Consider the following 19,562-nt stretch of genomic DNA (forward strand, 5'->3'; position numbering starts at 1 on the left):
GGACGCTGCAAACGGAATCGTCCGACGGTGGCAAGACCTGGAGCGAACCGCATGCGGTCTGCTATGGGCTCCCGTCTCACCTGCTCCGACTGCGCGATGGTCGGCTGCTGATGAGCTATGGTTATCGTCGCATCCCATTTGGCAATCGTGCGCGTATCAGCAGCGATCACGGCAAGTCGTGGAGCGATGAGATTACGCTCTCCGAAGATAGCACCAGTGGCGATCTCGGTTACCCGAGCACGGTTGAACTCGCCGACGGCACCTTGCTGACCATCTGGTATGAAGCAACTGCCGAGCGGAAACGCGCCACTTTGCGTCAAGCAAAGTGGCGGATCGAATGAGAAAGATACCTCTATAACTCATGAAGCAATCTCGGTTCCACTCTATCATGCATCGGACACTCTCCATCCTGCTCGCCATCCCACTGCTCGCTCAGGCACAATCCGTCACACTCAAACCCAGCGATGCAGGACTGACGGTCGAGATCGACGGTCAGCTCTTCACCGAATACATCACCAAGGAGGTGGCGCGGCCTTACATGTATCCGCTCATTGGTGCGGCGGGGGCAAATGTGTCGCGGGAGTTTCCGATGAAAAAGGATGTGCCAGGCGAGGCGATGTTTGGGGATCATCCGCATCATCGCTCGCTGTGGTTTGGGCATTCGCGCATCAATGAAATCAACTTCTGGGCCGAGTATCAGGTGTTTGGCAAGCAAGCACACTCCGGCTTCACCAACGTGCAGGCCACAGGCAACCAGGGTCGCTTCACCGCCTCGACGCAATGGCTTGGACCGGACAACAAGGCCGTGATGACCGACGAGCGCCGCATAACCATCACCGCACTGCCGGAAGGGGAGAAAACGCTGGATTTCGACATCACGCTGAAGGCCAGTGAGGGCGATGTCTTCATCGGTGATACCAAAGAAGGCACCATGGCCCTGCGCCTCTGCCCATCGCTCAGCATGAACAGCAGCAAGAGCGGCGTGAACACGGGTCCCTCCACCGGACACGCCTTCAACAGCAACGGCATCCGCGACCACGACATCTGGGCCAAACACGCGAACTGGGTCTGCTACTACGGCCCTGATCCAAAAGGGAATCCCGTCGGTGTCGTCATCTTCAGCCATCCCGGCAACCTCCGTTCGCCCACCACCTGGCACGCCCGCGACTACGGACTCTTCGCTGTGAATCCTTTTGGCCTCCACGACTTCGAGCCTGACAAGCCCGCAGGCGCTGGCGACTACACCATCAAAAAAGGCGACAGCCTGACTCTGCGCTATCGCTTCTACTTCGCCAAAGGCCAGCCGAAGCCGGAGGCGCTGGACGCGAGATTCCAAGACTACACCAAACAAAAATAGCCATCCTATGAAACACCCTCTCCGCATCCTTGCATCGCTTCTCCTCTCTTTCGGCCAAGTCAAGGCCGCCGAAGAACCCATCACCTGGCTAATCAACTACGATGCGAAATCACTGCCGCAGGAGCAGGGATGGAAAGCTGTCGGCGAACTGGCGGCGAACGCGAAGCTGGCGAATGGCGCACTGCATCTCGTGGATGATTCGGCGACTGCTGATGGTGCTTTTCGGGCGGCATGGAAGCCACAGCCGGGCACTGAGATTGTCGTTGAAGCCACGGTGCGTGTGGAGTCTGTAGCGGCCCGAAAAGGCCGCTCGGCCATGTGGCCCGCGCAGCAGGGTGTGCCGGTGGGTTTGATCGTCAGCGACGGGAAACATCAGGAGGGACTCCTGCTCGTGCCGGAAAAGATCGCGACGTTTCATGATCGAGTGGCGCTATTCGATGCGAAGACCCAGTTTCACACCTACCAACTCGTCATTCGCGATCGCGACATGAGCATCGCGGTGGATGGCGTGATCAAGATTCGCGGTGAAGGTGCGTTCTGGAAGAAGGCGGAGAACGCGGAGGCTTTCGTGCAGTTTGGTTCCACTTCACCAGGATGGATGGGCGCTGCTCATTGGCAATCGGTGCAGCTGGGGCTTCGCAAGCGAGCCGGTGAGCCAACCAAACCGCAACTGCGGATCACCGTCGGCGAGCCATGGGAGATCCCACCCACCCCTGGATGGGACCAGCCGCGCCATGGCGGTCATCAGGTGCGAGCATACGATCCCGGGACCGGCATCGCTGTGCCAGACGCAAAGCAGGGCAGGCCACTTCCGCCCACCCGCCCGTATCTTTACGATGTGGGCAAAGGCATGCTCATGCTGAGCGTCGGTCAGGGGCCGGACGCCGCGTTTGAGCCCTATGGCGTGCTGCGCTCCACGGATGCGGGCAAGACTTGGCAGCCGGTCAAAGACCTGCAATTCAAAACCTTCGCGCCGCAGCCGCATCTGCGCCTGCCAGACGGCGACATCCTTGGCGTGTCGCGTTGGAACGTGAAATATGAGGCGGGCACTTACATCGGCATGAGCTACCGCTTCGACGCGAAGGCGGAGAAGTTCACCATGCTCGAGAACCTCATCCATTTGCCCGTGGAAACCGGGCAGACCGCCGTCTTCGACCGGGATATTTTCGACAATGGAAACCATGAAGTCATGGCAGTGGTTTACGCGACGATCAAGAAGGGCGTCGGAGCCTGCTATCTCATGAAATCCACCGATTCCGGCGCGACTTGGAGCCATTTCTCCACCTTCGGCGATGGTCAGGAGCCCTCCCTGGTGCGTTTCTCCGCCAGCGAGATGATGTCCGTTCAGCGAACCAGCTCTTTTCAGCCGCTGCGGCAAACCTGGTCGCACGACGGTGGCAAGACGTGGACCCCGCTCATCACGCTCGAGGAAGGCAGCGTCTCGCCTGACATGGTGGTCATGAGCAATGGCGTGGTCGCATGCAGCTACGGCCGCCCTGGGTCGAATCTCATGTTCAGCACCGACCAAGGCAAAACCTGGACGCATCACACCGTCATCACCGACTCCGGAGGTTTCAACTACACCGCGTTGCGCGAAGTGAGCCCGGGCCGCCTCCTCTACATCCACGACGCGCCGACTCTGCGAGCGCTGTATGTCGATGTGGAGCGGATCAACCCATAGCCATTTTCCCGCTCACCATGAAACACACCATCACCCTTGTCGCAGCCCTGCGGCTTACCCCACTCGCCACTCTGGTCGCGGCCCTCGGGGCCGCAAGCATGGCGGCGCAGGAGCCCGCACCCGCTCCTGCCGCGGCGGCCCCCGTGGACGCCGCCCGCGAGAAGCTGATTGCCCGTGGCAAGTCGCTGGAGCTGCCCACCACGCACGAACTGGTGCCCGGCGACCCGCTCTCGCACCATGCGTCGGGCTTTGCCAAGACTATGTGCTCGGCCGTGTTCATCACCGGCTACGACATCGCCTTCGCCGCAGAGCATGTGGGCTACTTCACCGCGCCTTATGAAGCGCGCGCCAAGATGGGCAAGCCCGTCGTGGACAAGGTGAAGAAGACGGTAAGCGTCTCGCTGCCAAACGGCACGGTGCGCACGGCGGTTTACACCGGCAGCCAGGGCTGCATCACCTATGCGGAAGGCAGCGACAAGCTCAACTTCACGCCGAAGACGGTCAAGCCGAACCTGCCGCCCGCCGACTCAGAGGATTGGCCGATGGGGGATCGTCTGCCCGCAACGCCGCTGCCCGAAGGCGTGGCCGAGGCCAAGGTGAAGGCCGCGGTGGAATCCGCGTTCTCGCTCCCCGAGGCCGAGACCACGGCCTTCGTCGTGACCTACAAGGGCCGCATCATCGGCGAACGCTACGGCGAGGGCATCACCAAGTCCACACCGCTCGAGAGCTGGTCGATGGGCAAGAGCGTGTCCTCCACGATTATGGGCACGCTCATTCACAAGGGTGTCTATACGCTCGAACAGCCCGCGCCGATCCCGGAATGGCAGACCGCGGGTGACCCGCGCCAGGCGATCAAGATCCAAGACCTCCTGCGGATGTCGAGCGGCCTGCGCATCATTAGCAACGCCGATCCCGACTACGACCCGAAGGGTCCGTATCCTGATCACATGTATCTCTACACGGGTGCCGGCAACGCCTTCAAGTACGCAGCGACGCGTCCGCAGCAATGGCCGCCCAACACCGTCGGCCGGTACCGCAACACCGATCCGGTGCTCATCAACTATCTGAACCGGCTGGGTGCCGAGAAACTGAAGGAAGACTACCTCTCATATCCGCAGCGCAACCTGTGGGACAAGATCGGCGTCCGCACGATGGTGATGGAGACCGATTCCTTCGGCAACTTCCTCACGCAGGGCTACGAATTCATGTCGGGCCGCGACTGGGCGCGACTGGGCAATCTGTACTTGAACGACGGCGTGACGCCAGGCGGCGAACGCATCCTGCCCGACTACTACAACGACTTCGTGAGTACGCTCGCGCCCGCTTGGGTGGCCGACGGGCGTCCCGTGTACGGCGGCTTGTTCTGGATCAACGGCGACGGCGCGTGGCCGATTCCAAAGGAGTCCTACGGCATGATGGGCGCGGGCGGTCAGTTCGTGTGGATCATTCCGTCGCACGATCTCGTGGTGGTGCGCATGGGGAATTACAAGGGGCAGCCCCGCGTGCGGCCCACGCTGGACAAGGCGCTCGAGTTCCTGATGACGGCGGTGCCGAAGCACCCCAGAACATCATGAACCGACGCCACTTCATCACCTCCAGCGCCACCGCACTCGCGGTTACAGCGCTTTCTGCTGCCGAATCGAAAAAGAAGACGGTCTGGGGCATCGCCGAGCTTTGGCAGTGGCTCTATGAGAAGCAGCAAACGAGCGGACACGACTCGGCAGACTGCCTGCAAGCGCATCTCGATCATGGCATTCGCCATGTGATGTGGGCGCTCGGCCGCAGCACGCTCGACTATCAAAGCGCACTGCCCACCTCCACGATGTATGCGGGCGATACACGACCGGAGACCAAGGTGATCGGCGATTCATTCCGCCAAGAATGCTCGCTGCGCGCCGCTTTGGCCTTCGCCGAGAAAAACGGCATGGTCATCTACGGTCGGCTCGGCATGAACCGTCACTATGGCGACGCACTCGGTGGTGGTTTGCGCTCCAAATACATCGCCGAGCATCCCGAGTGGATGGAGAGGCATCGTGGAGGACAGGTGGACGGCACGAAGGTCAGCTTTGCCATTCCTGAGTATCGCGCCGAACGCATCGCTGTGCTGCTGGAGGTCGCGCAAATCGGTGCGCATGGTCTTTGTCTCGACTTCTGCCGCCAGCCACCCATCGCACGCTATCATCCGCAAATCCTTGAACCCTGGCTCAAGGCTGGCCGCGATGATCCACGCAAGATGACCGTCGGCTCGCGCGAGTTCCTCGCGTGGGCGCAGCATCGCGCTGGCTTCGTGAATCTCTTCATGCGCGATCTCCGCGCCACGCTCCGCGAACTGGAGCAAACAACGAAGCGCAAGGTGCCAGTGATGGTCCGCATCCCCGAGGCAACGCTCGATTTGAATTTGATGGAAGGCCTGGACCTCCGCACCTGGCTCAAAGAAGGCTGGGTGGATGAAATCGCCCTCAATCCGCTCTGGATCTGGGACTTCGATTACCCCGACACCGCCCGGCCCTATGTCGAGCTGGCGCGTGCTCATGGCGTGAAGCTTCACGGCGGAGCCAACACCGTCACCGGTAAAGGTGTCACGGCGAACGCACGCGCCTTTATCGAAAGGATCGCCCGAAATTATGACGAAGGCGTGGATGGCATCGCCCTCTTCCAGACTGACGCGGCGGTCCTCGACCCTGCGCTCAAAACCCTGCTCGGCCCCTTGTTTCCACGTCTCGCCGATGCCACCGCCGTCTCCGAACAGCTCTCCGCAGCTCGAAAAACACAGCCGCAGATGAGCGAGAGCGAGCGCCATTTCGGCCTCGACAATCACAGCCTGCTTCCACAACTCGGCAGAGCACCCCGCCTCAGCCTCGATACTCTTTGAAACCTCCCCTCACTCATTCCATGAAACTCCCCCTCACCCTCCTCACCGCCCTGGTACTCGCTCCAGTCGCCGTGCTCCGCGCCGCTGACAACTGCATCGTCGAAAATGGCCAGCCGCGTGCGGAGATCGTCGTGGCGGAAAACAGGCCGCGCATGACGACGCTGGCGGCGCTCGAACTGCGGCAGTTCATCGAAAGAATGAGCAGCGCTCGGCTGCCCATCGTCACGGTGCCCACGCCGGGGACGCGGGTGAAAATTCACGTCGGTGAGAGCGTGGCGACGCAGCGACTCGGCGTCGTTGGGGAAGGGTTGCGCGATGGCGCGTATCGCATCGCAACAGGGGCGGATTGGGTCGTGTTGCTCGGAGCTGACCGCGATTTTGAGCCGAAAGCGATGCCGTGGCCGCTGAAGCGCAACGACGCGCCTCGGGCGGAGGCGGAGTGGAAGAAGCTCACGGCGGGGAAGTCGGACGCGGCTTGGGGATTTCCCTTTGCTTCGGGCTTCAAAGCTTATTGGAATCCGGCCGACTTCCTGCCGCAGATGGCAGCGCGGTATGGTGAAGATTTTCCGAAGTTGTGGGGCGGCAAGAACGGTTTCTGGAACTATGACCAGAGCGGGTCGCTCAACGCGGTTCACGCGATGCTGCGGCAGCTCGGCTCGCACTTTTTCATGCCGGGCGAGTTGGGTGAGGTGGTGCCGAAAAAAGCTACGCTCACCGTCACAGCTCAGAATGCGACCGTGCGGCCCGACTTCGCGCTGCGCGACTGGAACTGGTATAACTTCAGCAGCTTCGAATACGACGATCTTGTCTGGGCGCGGCGTGTCGGCATGAATTCGTGCCACGAGGCGCTCGGTCCGCTCAAGGGACCGCACGGGCTCGTAGCGGTGATGGAGTCGGCCGAGATGAAGGCGAAGCATCCCGAGTATTACGCCCTCATCGGCGGCAAGCGCGACACGGAGCATCGCGAGGGTGGCACGCCGTGTTTCACCTCCGTCGGACTGGAGGCGGAGACGGTGCGCTACTTGCGCTACCTCTACAATACCTTCGATGTGCCGAGCGTGGACATCTGGCCCGTGGATGGCCTGCGCGGGTGCCAGTGCGAGAAATGCGCGGGCAAATCCGCGTCCGACCTCGTGTGGGGTTTCGCCGACCGTGTGGCGCGGCAGCTTTTGCAGAGCCATCCGACGAAGCGCGTGACCTGCGGCGCTTACACCTCCTATGTGCAGCCGCCGTCAGCGCTGGCCAAGCTCAGCCCGAATCTCGCGGTGTGGATTTCCAATCAAGGGCGGCCTTTGATGACCGACGCGGAGCATTGGGCGGAAAGCACCGCGCTCATCGAGGCGTGGCGCTTACGCATCGCGCCGGGGAATCTCCTGCGGCTCGAAAACAACCGCTATCACATCTGGGGCGACAAAACGCCCATCGCGCATCCCGTGCTGCATCCGCGCGGCGTCGCGCGAGATTTGAAAATGCTCAAAGGCGTCTCGATCGGCGACACGGGCGAGCAGAGCCAAGTGAATGGCAAGTGGCGCGCGCCCGCGCTGGAGCACATCACGCTCTATGTGCAGTCGCGCTTCCTCTGGGATGCGGACCAGGATGTGGACGCCGTGTTGAAACAATACTGCGCCGATTTCTACGGCCCCGCTGCGTCGGACATGGACGAGGCCATCGCCTTCGCGGAGCAAAATCTCGCGTTCAAAGACCAGAGCCGCAGCCGTGGTCGCGGCAGCCCGGCGAATGTCACGCCCGCCGTCGCGATGAAGTTCCGCGACCTGCTCGACGCTGCGCGCAAAGCCGCGGGCGACACGATTTACGGCAAACGCATCCAAGCCATCATCGACGAGTTACAACCTCGTGAGCAGGTTATCGCCAAATACCGGCAGCGCGATGAGGAACTCGCCGCCGCACGCGCCAACGCCCCCGTCGCGACGAGCGGCAAGGAGTTCCGCCTCAAGGATAACAACGCGGCCAATACGCCAGCGACCGTGCCCACGACCTTTCTCATGAGTTGGGAGGCCAACGCGCTCGTGTTCGACATCGTGTGCCACGAACCGGAGATGAAGAAGCTCAACATCGCTGGTGACGTTCACAACGGCGACTGCGTGGCCATCTCCATCGAGACGCCGCAGCATTCCTACTACCACCTCGAAATCAATCCCGACGGCACCATCGCCGAAGGCAATCCGGGTTCGAATTGGAAATCCCTCGCTGAGGTGAAAACCGAACGCGGCCCGGATTCGTGGCGACTGCGCGTGCGCCTGCCCGTCGTCGGCGAGGCCGAGGCGCAGTCTGACCCGCGCCACCGCATCGCCGGCACGAAACCGACCACCGAATCGCCCTGGTGGTTCAACATCGGTCGCCAGCGCATGCTCGATCTCAACAAGCCCGAGTTGCAGGCTTTCTCACCAACCAAAGCCGGCTGGCACGTGCCGACAAAGTTCGGGAAGCTGGTGGTAGAGTGAAGCAAAAGACCGTTCTTTGAAGCAATCCAACCATGAAAACCCTCACTGCCATCTTTATCACCCTCGCCTTCGCGACAAGCAGCCATGCCGCTGATGCGATCAACGGCGTCAAAGGCGTGAAGCAGGAGGCCGTCACCAGCATCAAAAAGATCGCGCCGCCGACTGTCGTGCCCGTGACTCCGCCACCACCGACGGGCGTGACGCAACCCGTCCCACCTCCACCGCCCACGGGTGTCACGCAGCCAGCTCCAGCACCGCCACCACCGTCTCCTGCCGCGCAAGGCGTCAACAAAGTGGATGGCATTCAAGCCACGCCGCCGAACACGGTGAAAGGCGTCCCGCCACCGCTGGCTGCGGCTATCAGCACCATCCGCGCGGTGCAGGGTGTGCAGGGCATCATCGCCCCGAAGCAGCTCAATCTCGAAGCCGCGCTGCTGATCAAAGAAGACGCCAAGGGCACTCCCGCAGGCGGTGGAGCGGAAGGTGGCAAAGGCAAAGCTGCCGCCGCTGCCTTGCTGAACGGCCCGCCTGGACTCGTCCCCGCAGCGCCCATCCCGAATGGCGATGGCCGCGCCGGATTTCAGGAGTTCGAGAAACTCGACAAGCCAGGCTCATGACATCAATCCTCATTTTTTACCGCCCATTTTTCTGCCGGCAAAAAGATGTGCGGTAAAAGATGAATACCACCACTCTCATGCATTTCCGACTCATCACCGTGCTCACCTTCGCTATCGCGACATCCCATGCGCAACAACCCGCGCCGCCGCTAGCAGCAGCACCCGTCCCCGTTCAACCGCCCGCGCCCGACCCGAAGCTGATCAAGGAATACGAGTCGATCATGAACCAAAAGTTCACGCGCGACCCCGGCGAACTGCTACGTCATCTCGAACGCGTCGGCACCAGCGATCCCGCCACCTTGCCTGCGAACGACCGCTTTCTCATGCGCTTCGTCACGGGTGATTGGGCCAGGATTGGCGAGGAGCTGAAGCAGATGCCGCCGGACCTCGCGGTGAAGATTTACAACAAGATGCTCGCCGATCTCACCGAGAATCGGAAGCCCGTGGTGCGGCTCGATGACATTGTCGGACTCTCCGAAGCCGCGCCTGCCGAACTCAACAACGACAATGTGCGCAGGCTCGGCCAGCTCCTCGGCATCGCCGTGCCGGTGAACGAGAGCTTCTGGCTGGTGGATCGCTTTCAAAAAGGCACGGGCAAGTTTGGCGGCACCGATCCGGCGAAGCGAGTGCTCGCCGCGCGAGTGCTCATCGCGGGCAACTTCCGCGACCTCGCACGCACTTACCTGCCAGGGAACGATCAGATCGCGCAGATCGCCGATGAAGGCGTGCGCAATGAACTCATGGCCTTCGTCGCCACGCAGGAGCAGCGCGAGAGCACACAGCGCAGCGAGGTGCAGCGCATCTGGGACGAGAACATCCGTGACCTGCTAGCGCCATCGACCGGCAAAAACAAGAGCTGGGAAAAGCAGAAGCCCATCAGCAACATCTCGAAGATCATCACGCAAGTGCCGCTGAGCACTCTCGCGCCAGTCTTCACCGATCTCGTCAAAACCAATCCCGAGACCGCGATGAAGCTGCTCACTGCACTCGAACGCAAAGTGCAGAACGACCGCAATGGCGATGTGCTGACTCGAACGTCCAACATCGCCGTGCAGGCCAATGTCGCGGCCTTGCTCTGCGATCTCGTGAAGCCCGGCGAGCAGCCATGGACGCAGGTCATCGAGCTGATGGCCGACGTTTGGGCCGGCGAAGCCGAGAACACGTTCACGCAAAAATCCGCCACGAGTAACCAGCAGAAGTTCGTCTTGCCCGAAGACCTCATGCCACACGCGCCGTCAGGCAAGTGGGCCGCCGCTCTCACTGCCAGTTCGCGTGATCGCATGGATGTCGCCATGTCGCGCCTCATCCTCACCGGCGCGAACTTTGATCAAGCTGCGGAGCGCATCGTCGAGATCGGTAAACGCAGCGCACGCGCTGGAGCCGCGTTGGCGGAGGACTTCCTCGGCGTGTGGGCAAAGACGCACAACCCGCAGATCCCCGAGCAACTGCGCCGCAAGTTCAACCTGCCCGATGACGCGCGCATTCCCGTCACGCCCATCATGATGGAGAAAAACGTCGAGAGTCTCGCGCGCATGATGGCTCTGTTCCGTCAGGCCGGAATCGCACCAGCGGATTACAGCAAGGTCGTCGAGGCCTTCGATCTCGCTTACAGCAATGCGGAGACGTATCGCACCACACACATCGAGAAAGTCTTCGGGCCGATGGACAAGATGGATGAGCCACTGTTCTTCCTCATCATCTCGCGCATGAGCAAGAACCTCGGCGAGCGCTGGCGCAAGATGGACGTGCAAACGGCAGGCATGACGCAGCGCGATGAAACGCAGACGCTTGATCTCGTGCGCGAAGGCTACGGCACGGCGCTGAAGCTCATCGACGGCTGGATCGCAGGCCATGGCGACAGCTCACGCGCGCTCACGCTCGCAGGCACGCTGCTCGTCGAGTGGGGCGACTTTGAATACTTCCAGGAACTCGTCGCCAGCGACAGCAAGATGCGCATGGCGGGCTACAAAGAGAAGAACCTGCAAGCCCAGGAATACTTCAATCGCGGAGCCGCCGCGTATGGCATGCAGGTCGCCAAACTCGCGCCCGGCGACTACAACGTCGCCGCTTACCTCGGATGGTTCAACGGCCTGCTCGGCATCAGCTCGAACGGCCAGATCAATCTCAGCAAAGCCATGAATCGCGCCGCTTTAACACGCATCCGCGAGCACCTCGTCGCCTTGCCAGGCAAGGCCTCGAAGGCGCACATCAGCATATTCGCCAAGATCGTGAACGACCGACTCGCCGATGAAAAAGACCCGCTGCACGAGGATTTGAAATACCGCTATCTCGCCAGCTCGCTCGTCATCACCAAGGACGATCCCTTCACGCTCGGCGCACAAAAACAGGTCGCTTATCTTGATGAGTTGCTCAGCGAAGTTCGCCTGCAAACCCGTGTCGATGGCCCGAACACCGTCGGTCGCGATCAAGACTTCGGCATCATCGTCAGCATCGTCCACACCGAGGCCATGGGCCGCGCCGCGCACTTCGGCCAATACCTCACGAACGACGCCAACGCCGGACTCGTGAAGCAGCAGCAGAAGAAGCCATCGGCACTCGTGAAAAAAATGCGCGCCGCACAAGGCCCACGCGATGAACTGGAACTCAACATCACCGAAGCGCTCGCGCCCTTCTTCGACATCCAGAGCTTCACCTTCGCCACACCTGAAGTGAAGCCGCGCCCCACCGCGCAGGCCGGTTGGGATGAAACGATTCTCGCCTACCTGCATGTCCGCGCGAAGGACGCCAGCGTTGACAAGATCCCGCCGGTGCAGCTTGAGCTGAAGTTTGTCGATCTCAGCGGCCCCATCACCATCCCCGCCGAGTCCGCCGAGACCGTCATCAAAGTCGCCACCGACAAGGCCGACGCGCGTCCCGCCAGCAACATCGAGATCACGCAAACCCTCGACAACCGCCAGCTCAACATCAACGGCGGCCTCACGCTCGAAGTAAAAGCCACCGCCAGCGGCCTCGTGCCCGACATCGAGCAACTGCTCGATTTGAAGTCCGCCAGCACCGTCGCGATCAAGAACATCAACCCGCACGAAGGCCTGCAAATCACCGAACTCAACACATGGGCCGATCAAGTTGCGCCGAAGTCCGAGCGCATCTGGACGATCTCCCTGGATGGCGATCAAGTCCGCGCCTCCGACACACCGATCACCTTCCATTTCCCGCAACCCAAGGCCAAGGACGCCATCGTCACCTACAGCAGCTACACCGACATGAATCTCACGACGCTGAAGGAACCCGCCGTGCAAATCGGCCGCACGATGACCGCCAAGGAAGTCGCCATCGTCGCAGCGAAGAGTCCGTATCTCTTGCCATCCATCATCGGCAGCGCGGTTTTGGCCTTGGCATTGATCCTCTGGCTCGCACTACGCGGCAAAGGCAAAACCGAGCGCCCGCTGCGTGCCCGTGATGTCTTCACCATGCCCAAGGAAGTCGATGGCTTCGCCGTTGTCGCATTGCTGCGGCGCTTGTGTTCGAGTCCGCTCGTGAAACTGAAGGACGCCCAACAGAGCGAACTGCAAACCGACCTCAAGCGCGTGGAAGCCGCCTGTTTCGGCACCAGCGCAGGCGCGATTTCCGAAACTGATTTGCGCACCATCGCATCGAAGTGGCTGAGCAGCGCAACGTGATGCCGTGGAGACAACTATTCGATGTGATCGAATAGTTCAAACCGAGGAAACCCCGCGAAACACCGGTTTTCTGCCAGAGCGCATACTTGCTCAGGCAGCAAGCCTCACGCAGCTCATGCAGCCGACGCGGCAGCCGCTCACGGATGCGCTCGGCGTAGTCGTGGGCTTCGTGGCTGTCCGGCGTCGGAGCCATGGCAATGACGCTGGAAAAATGGGTTTAGCGTTCGAATAGCTTCGCGCTCTCCGAGAAAGCTTTCACCTGTGATGCAGTCTGACCGGGGAATGCCTCGAATTTCAAGCTCCGATCCGGCAGCACCTGACAAAGCACGGTGCCTTGCACTTGATCGCCGTCCTGCCGCATCTGTAATTGACCGGTGCTGCCAAGCTGGCCGTAGATGAGTTCGTATTTCACGAGGCCATCCTTCTCGCCGATGGTCGCAGGATCGGGCTTGTTTCCCTTCACCCAGAACTGTTGAGCGCGGCCATCGTAGTTGCCGATGGAGAAGACGATGATCTTTGGATCGAGGTGATGATAGACGATGGAAAGGTGGCCGACCCAGTAGTCGATACGGCGGTTCAGGCCCGCGTAGCCGCCGGTGCCTTGCTCATACCAGTTGCCGATGAGTTTGCCGTCGATGTCATAATCGATGCGGCCACCGAACGGCGGAAGTTTGCGGGCGCATTTGGCGATCAACTGTTTGCGCAGCGGCTCGTCGATATAATCGAAGGGATCGACGACATGCGGCTTCTGCGGGTCGCGTTGCAAGAACTGCTCGGGTTTCACGAAACCTTTACGCGTGGTCGTGGTGTCGATCAATGCGAAGTCGAAGGTCTGGTTGCCCACTTTGCCAATGACCTGTCCTGCTCTGATCGGGATGCGCACGTTGACCGGCTGTCCCGGCTGCACGCCGCCGGGCACGTCTTTCATGATGGCAGCGTCCACTTCGACGAGGTGATCGACATAACTCCACACATGCGCGGAGTGCTCGATGAAGACCTTCAAATCAACCGCTCGATCAAATACGCTGGGGTCATACTTCGCCTGACCGCCCTGCGGATTGGGCCGCCATTGCAGCATGACAATGAAGCCATCGGCGACCGCGACCACGTCGTAGAGCTTGCTGAAATCGCGAGTGTCCATGCCCGTGCCCTGGCCCGGAGGTCGGCGCTGGCCATTTCCTTGCCCTTGGCCGCGCATGTTGCCCTGACCTTGATTCACCGCGCCCTTCGGCACGAAATACAAGTGATCGCTCGGCGTGGTGTGCCCGCTCTGCATGTTACCCAGAGGGATGATGTAACCGATGTCATCAAGCCGCAGCGGAAAGCTCTTCAGTTTCACCGGGCCTTCGCCTTTGGCCTTACCACGGCTCCACATCTGGTTGATCTGCTCGGCGGTGCTGCTGGCGCGCGAATTGGAGTTTTGTGCGGCGAGTGACGCCGTGCAGGCGAGGAGGAATGCGAGAATGAGCTTAGCGTTCATAGGTTTTTGCGTTTGCGGTGAATGTGGTGACTTGCGTTGCGGTTTGGTTGGGAAAGGCTTCAAACTTCAGCCGGCGATTCGGCAGCACCTGCGCGAGCACGGTGCCTTGCACGGTGTTGTTGCCACCCGCGAATGGCGTGGCGGAGGTCGGGCTGATGACGAAGCGCAGCTCGTATTTCACCATGCCGCTCGCCTCGCTGACAGTCGCTGGATCGGGCGCGTTGCCGATGATGCCGAAGGTCGGCGAGGTGCCTCCGTAGTCGCCGATGTCGATGATGAAACTCGTGCTCTCGATGTAGTGTGGGCAAAATGAGAGATGCCCGCGGTGCCGGGGGTTCAGACCGGTGGCACGATAGCCATTCGTGCCTTCGAGGAACCAACCGCCCACGAGCCGCCCGTCCACGTCGTAGTCCGTTTTGCCGCCGCTCGGCAGTGCGGTGCGCGGATTCTTCGCCATGAGCTGGCTGCGCACGGGCTCGTCGAAGTAATCAAAAGGATCCACGGTATGGATCTGCCACGGCTCCACTTCATAGTGCTCCGGCACTAGCAGTCCTGGCAGCGTGACTTCCAGATTCACCACGCCCAGCTCCGTGCCGTGCAGTCCGCTCAAGGTGCCAAGCACCTGCCCCGCTGCGATGGGAATTCGCGACGTCGTGGCGCCAAGGCTGGTAAACTGCGCAGCCAGCGTCGAATCGAGCAAATCAAGGCCATCGTAAAAGGTGTAGAAGGTGCCCGTGTGCTCGACGATCACTTTATACTTGAAGCTAGCCTGATTGCGATTTTCCACCGACACGATGAAGCCAGCAGCCGCAGCACGCACTTGATACGCCGCTGGATCGCTGTTCCCAGCAGGTGGACGGTAGGTCGTGTGAGAGCGTGGCAAGACGTGATCGCTCACCATCAAGCCCAGTGGCAGCAGGGTGCCGATGTTCGCGGGATCGAGTGGTGCAACAGTCAGCCGCACCGGACCAGTGGTGGTAGATAAGTTGCGACTCCACTGCTGCCGCAGATCGGCGAGCGCCGCGCCCGGCGGATACATTGCAGCTTCACGCAGTCGATAGAAACGCGAGGCGAGGGAGCTAGCGGAGCCATCCAGCAAATCCAGACTCGATGCAGCGGGCGATTTCATCACCAGCGGCTGCCAGAGCGAAAGGTTGTTGCTCGACTCGACCACATAAACATGACCCGCCTCGCCTAGCAGCCGGTAGTTGAAGCCGCTCGCCGAGGGCTGCAATGGCAGCAGGCTAAAGCTCTGCGCCATGCCCGGCAATGTGGTGAGAAGAGTGACCAAAGGGATAACCAATGACTTCATGGCCTGGGGTGCTGATGAGTTAGCGTTCATAGGTTTTTGCATTCTCGGTGAATCCCTTCACCTCGCGTCCTTTCTGACCGGGGAAGGCCTCAAACTTCGTTTTCCTTCCAGGCAAGACTTGCACGAGCACGGTGCCTTGCACGCCGGTCGAAATGCCTTCGTAGGTCTTACCGTCGCTGCCGATCTGGCCGTAAACGAGTTCGTATTTCACGACGCCATCCTTCTCGCCAATCGTCGCGGGATCAGGCTTGTTGCCCTTCACCCAATACTGCGCGGGCTTGCCGCCGAAGTCGCCGATGGAAACGACGATCTTCGTCAGATCGATGTGATGATACGCGATGGCGAGATGGCCCATCCAGTAGCCACGCGGGTCATTGCGGTCGCCAGGATAGCCGCCGCTGCCTTCGCGGAACCAGTTGCCCACAAGCTTGCCGTCGATGTCGTAGTCGATCTTGCCACCGAGCGGCTCCGCTTTGCGAGCGCTGAGTTTTTGCAGCGTCTTATTGAGCGGTTCATCGAGATAATCGAACGGGCTGACCAGATGCACGCGCCACGAGTAGTGACCGTAAAGCGAGGGTGAGATAAAACCGGTGAGTTTCGTCTCGAAGTTCACCACACCGAAGTCGAGCGAGCGTCCGCCGACTTTACCAATGACCTGCCCAGCCTTCACCGGGATGCGCACATGCGTCTGCGGCATCGACGTCGTCTTGCTGGTCATCTGGTCGCGTGTCGTCGCATCCAACGCATCGAGCACGAGCGGATCGAGAGAGGTGAGCAGGTCATACTGCGAGTAAAAGGTGCCGCTGTGCTCGATGGTCACCGCGTAGTCGTCGTATTCGCGCCCGCGCTCGCTGGAGCCGGTCAACTGCGTGCGATGGCCGAGCACGGCGATGAACCCGTCGGCTGGCGCAACCACATCGACCGTCACACCGTCCTTTGGATAAAAGTAGCAGTGGTCGATGGGACACACATGTCCGCCGACCATGAGGCCGTAAGGCGTGAACATCTTGATGTCCTCCACCCGCATCGGCAGATGCGTGAGACGCACCGGGCCTTTGCCCTTCGCTTTGCCCTGGCTCCAGAAGGCGGGCCAGTCGGTAAGGGTGTTGGATGCGGACGACATCGAACGTGCGTCGCCAGCACTGCGGTTGTCTCGCTGCGCCACCTCACGCGACGGCCCCGCATCCGCGCTCGTGCGCCCCAGCATCTCATAGAATTGAATTTCACGGACCCACTCGCGCAACCATGCGTCGTCATCGCGCGGTGGGACGGAGGTTTGTGAGAGGGCCGTGCCAGTGGCGGCGGCGAGGAGAACAAGGAATCGTTTCATGCACGAGGGCATAACGCGACGGCCGGTTTGTGTGACAGCTACTTTGCCGGAGCAAAAGCCGGAGCCAGCACGAATCGCGGCTTGCCACCGCCGCCGGGCCGGGTGGCGGAGTGATTGGTCACGACCCGGAGCTGCGCGAAGACTCGCGTCAACGCATCGCGATCCATGCTGCCACCCGCGAGCGTTTCGGTGAGCAGACTGATGCCGCCGTTGCCTTCCCTGGTGCTGCCGATAATGCACGCGCCGTGATTCCAAAGCGCGAGCGCGAGCTGATAATGCGGCGTGCCCTCCGCGAGGCCGAGTTTCACAGGATGTGCCTCCAGCGGTAGCGCGAGCAGTGAGCCGAGATGGAGATTGCCGCGCTTAGCGAAGCTGCTGGTGTCGGGCACCTGCTCCGGCTGCACCGGCCAGACGTAGGCTTTGCCGCCGCCCGCCTTGGCATTCAGCAGAGACGCTGGAACGCTGATGCCGATGACGTGATGGATGCCGCCCTGCCATTCGCCGCTGCGGATGACACCGGCGAGCGCGGGCAGGCCGAGTTCGCCCACGCCGCGTGCATCGCGCCCGACGCCATCTTCCAGCAGCGAGATGCGCGTGATGTCGGCGGCGCTCCAGTCATCGCCATCGCGACGCAGGCCATGATACTCGACGGCCCACTGGCCATCCGGCTCGATGATCGTCACCGGAGCTGCGCGCATCGAGACCGCGTCCGCCCACTCGCGCGCAAACGGCAGCTTCATCGTCGCGCCACGCGAGCGCTTGAAGCGCACAATGGGATGCTGCGCGGTCGCGATGAAGATCGTGCGCGGCTGGAAGCCGATGATCTGCGCTGCGAACTCCGTCGGAACGATGGCTTCAAGTTTCGCCTCGCTGCCGATGGGCATGTTCCACGGGCTGCTGGCGCTGAACGGCCACAATGCGGGATCGCGTCTATCCGACCTCGGCATCGGCGGCACCACCGCAGCCGGTGGTGGTGTGCCGAGTGATGGTTTCATTTCCGCAGCAGGTTTCGCAGCAGTAATCGGCGATGCGTTCGCTGTTGTCGTCGTGTTGTCACGCATCACTGGTGGCGTGGCGGCGACGACCACTGGCGGCAAGGGGATGGGCGCAGCTTTCGGCGGCTCCCTCGTCGGCGTTACCGATGGTGGTGTTTCCATGCGGGGCGCTGGTGTTTGCACCACGGCCTTCTCCACCGGTTGCGGCGCTGGCACCACCGGAGTGGGCTTCTCGATCACAGGCATCACCTGCGGTTCAGGGACTTGCTTCACCAACTGCGATGGCTGCGGCTGCTCACGCATCAACCACCAGCCAAGGCCCATGAAAACAACCGCCGCCGCTGCCGCGAGGCTCAACCCCGTCAGCCACCGCTGCGGTGCGCGACGTGGCCGTTGCAGACGTGCATCCCGCATCACCTGGCGCTGCAACTGCGGCTCATCGCTGGCTTGCAGCGATGCCATCACCGACTGCCGCACCCGCTCATCGGCACTCGCACCGCCAAAGTGCGCCGTCAGCGCCGCATCCATGCAAAGCTGGTCATACAAAGCCTCGCGCAGCGCGTCCTCGTCGCGTGGATCAACGTTCTCACCATCCAGCAGTTCGTCGTGCTCATTCATGATGTGGCGGTGGTGAGTTGTTGATCCATGCACGCCTTGAGCTTGCGCCGCAGCCGCGTGAGCACCTGCCGCGCCCACACATTCGTGCGCTGGAGTCGCTCCGCGATTTCTTCCGAGGTGCAGCCATCGCGGTAGCGCAGTTCCAGCAGCTCGCGCATCGGTGGCGGCAGTTCTTCGAGACAAATCGCGAGCCGTTCCGCATCATCGGTCGATTCATCATGCAGCACCCGCTGCGCCGCCTCCCAGCGCGCATGCTCGCCATAGCGCTCCAGATTGCGCTGCTCTCGGCTGAACAGTAGCACGCGCTTGCGAATGAGCTGAAACGCAATCGCACGCAGCCAGCCTTGAAACGACCCTTCGTGGAACTCGCGCAACCGTTGATGCGCAAACACAAACGTCTCATGCGTCACCTCATCCATCAGCTCCGCCACCGGAGCCTTCAGCGCCACAAACACCCGCACCTCATGCAAATGCCGCGTCATCAGCGCATCGAATGCGCCGAGGTCGCCCTCTTTCGCAGAGGCGATCAGTTCGGCATCGGATGGTGAGTCGGCGGGAGTCATTGAGTCGGAGCTGTGGAGACATAACAGTTCAACTGCCTTGTGTGACATTCATACCCGGATCAGTAGCAGCCTCCACGCATTCCAGAAACGTATTGCAGCACCGTCGCAGGCTACGCTGCCGCAGGTCCAGACGCCTTGAGGGGGGCGGCGGCGATGCGATTGATCGCGGGTCAGTAACAGTAAGTGCCACTAAATGAGAAGTGGACTGATTCTTTGCAACGAGAGGGATGCCGCTCCCGTTCGTTGAATCCCTCATGCCCACCCAAACCACCGCTGCATCGAGCAGCACCAAACCCCAGAGTCCACAACAGTTTGTCGCCGGAGTTCGTGAGCGGGTCGCGAAGATCGTTGTCGGCCAGGATGTCGTCGTCGAGCGCGTGATGATCGCCTTGCTCACGGGCGGGCATTTGTTGCTGCAAGGCCTCCCAGGTCTCGCGAAGACGCTGCTCGTCAATACCATCGCCAAGGCCATTAACCTCGACTTCAAGCGCATCCAGTTCACCATCGACATGCTGCCGTCCGACATCATCGGATCGGAGATCATCGAGCAAAAGAGTGGCGAGTTTCGCATTCATCGCGGGCCGGTGTTCACGAACTTGCTGCTCGCCGATGAAATCAATCGCGCGGCACCAAA

Annotated in this window: 14 protein-coding genes; 9 read left to right on the plus strand and 5 right to left on the minus strand. The window is 61.3% G+C overall.

Going from position 1 to position 19,562, the window contains the following annotated elements; translation table 11 throughout:
- The 8 genes from ACKVY0_RS25495 to ACKVY0_RS25530 all read left to right on the plus strand — a co-directional run.
- The coding region (locus ACKVY0_RS25495; RefSeq protein ID WP_409217685.1) for a sialidase family protein at positions 1-341 on the plus strand (341 nt) is incomplete at its 5' end.
- A gap of 47 nt (positions 342-388) precedes the next feature.
- Positions 389-1,357, plus strand: coding sequence for a PmoA family protein (locus tag ACKVY0_RS25500; protein WP_409217686.1), 969 nt, complete (start codon positions 389-391; stop codon positions 1,355-1,357).
- A gap of 7 nt (positions 1,358-1,364) precedes the next feature.
- Entirely contained in the window at positions 1,365-3,038 is a 1,674-nt protein-coding gene (locus ACKVY0_RS25505; protein WP_409217687.1) for a sialidase family protein, read from the plus strand.
- A gap of 17 nt (positions 3,039-3,055) precedes the next feature.
- Complete coding sequence (locus ACKVY0_RS25510; RefSeq protein WP_409217688.1) at positions 3,056-4,612, plus strand: serine hydrolase domain-containing protein; 1,557 nt, start codon at positions 3,056-3,058, stop codon at positions 4,610-4,612.
- On the plus strand, positions 4,609-5,910 hold the full coding sequence (locus ACKVY0_RS25515) for a hypothetical protein (RefSeq protein WP_409217689.1): 1,302 nt from the start codon (positions 4,609-4,611) through the stop codon (positions 5,908-5,910). The genes ACKVY0_RS25510 and ACKVY0_RS25515 overlap by 4 nt, the downstream gene beginning before the upstream one ends.
- A gap of 20 nt (positions 5,911-5,930) precedes the next feature.
- Positions 5,931-8,372: a DUF4838 domain-containing protein gene (locus tag ACKVY0_RS25520; protein ID WP_409217690.1), complete on the plus strand. Its 2,442-nt coding sequence runs from the start codon at positions 5,931-5,933 to the stop codon at positions 8,370-8,372.
- Between the two features lie 32 nt (positions 8,373-8,404).
- Positions 8,405-8,989, plus strand: a complete 585-nt coding sequence (locus ACKVY0_RS25525; protein ID WP_409217691.1) for a hypothetical protein — start codon at positions 8,405-8,407, stop codon at positions 8,987-8,989.
- Between the two features lie 77 nt (positions 8,990-9,066).
- The gene (locus ACKVY0_RS25530) at positions 9,067-12,630 is read left to right on the plus strand and encodes a hypothetical protein (protein ID WP_409217692.1); all 3,564 of its coding nucleotides are present in this window, start codon (positions 9,067-9,069) and stop codon (positions 12,628-12,630) included.
- Positions 12,631-12,847: 217 nt separating this feature from the next.
- Here the strand turns inward: ACKVY0_RS25530 and ACKVY0_RS25535 are convergent, their stop codons facing one another.
- Genes ACKVY0_RS25535 through ACKVY0_RS25555 form a run of 5 tightly spaced genes read right to left on the minus strand, consistent with a single transcriptional unit; the run spans position 12,848 to position 18,928 of the window.
- Positions 12,848-14,110, minus strand: coding sequence for a hypothetical protein (locus ACKVY0_RS25535; protein WP_409217693.1), 1,263 nt, complete (start codon positions 14,108-14,110; stop codon positions 12,848-12,850).
- Positions 14,100-15,422 (minus strand): hypothetical protein, encoded by a 1,323-nt coding sequence (locus tag ACKVY0_RS25540; protein WP_409217694.1) that lies wholly within the window; start codon positions 15,420-15,422, stop codon positions 14,100-14,102. Before ACKVY0_RS25540 ends, ACKVY0_RS25535 begins: the two co-directional genes overlap by 11 nt.
- 19 nt (positions 15,423-15,441) lie before the next feature.
- The gene (locus ACKVY0_RS25545; RefSeq protein ID WP_409217695.1) at positions 15,442-16,752 is read right to left on the minus strand and encodes a hypothetical protein; all 1,311 of its coding nucleotides are present in this window, start codon (positions 16,750-16,752) and stop codon (positions 15,442-15,444) included.
- A gap of 38 nt (positions 16,753-16,790) precedes the next feature.
- Positions 16,791-18,365, minus strand: coding sequence for a hypothetical protein (locus ACKVY0_RS25550; protein WP_409217696.1), 1,575 nt, complete (start codon positions 18,363-18,365; stop codon positions 16,791-16,793).
- Positions 18,362-18,928 (minus strand): RNA polymerase sigma factor, encoded by a 567-nt coding sequence (locus ACKVY0_RS25555; protein WP_409217697.1) that lies wholly within the window; start codon positions 18,926-18,928, stop codon positions 18,362-18,364. The genes ACKVY0_RS25550 and ACKVY0_RS25555 overlap by 4 nt, the downstream gene beginning before the upstream one ends.
- Before the next feature lie 254 nt (positions 18,929-19,182).
- Between ACKVY0_RS25555 and ACKVY0_RS25560 the strand changes: the two genes are divergently transcribed.
- Positions 19,183-19,562 (plus strand): AAA family ATPase (locus tag ACKVY0_RS25560; RefSeq protein ID WP_409217698.1); only part of this gene is annotated, 380 nt, incomplete at its 3' end.

This window comes from Prosthecobacter sp. (genome assembly GCF_046154365.1).
Classification (GTDB): domain Bacteria; phylum Verrucomicrobiota; class Verrucomicrobiia; order Verrucomicrobiales; family Verrucomicrobiaceae; genus Prosthecobacter.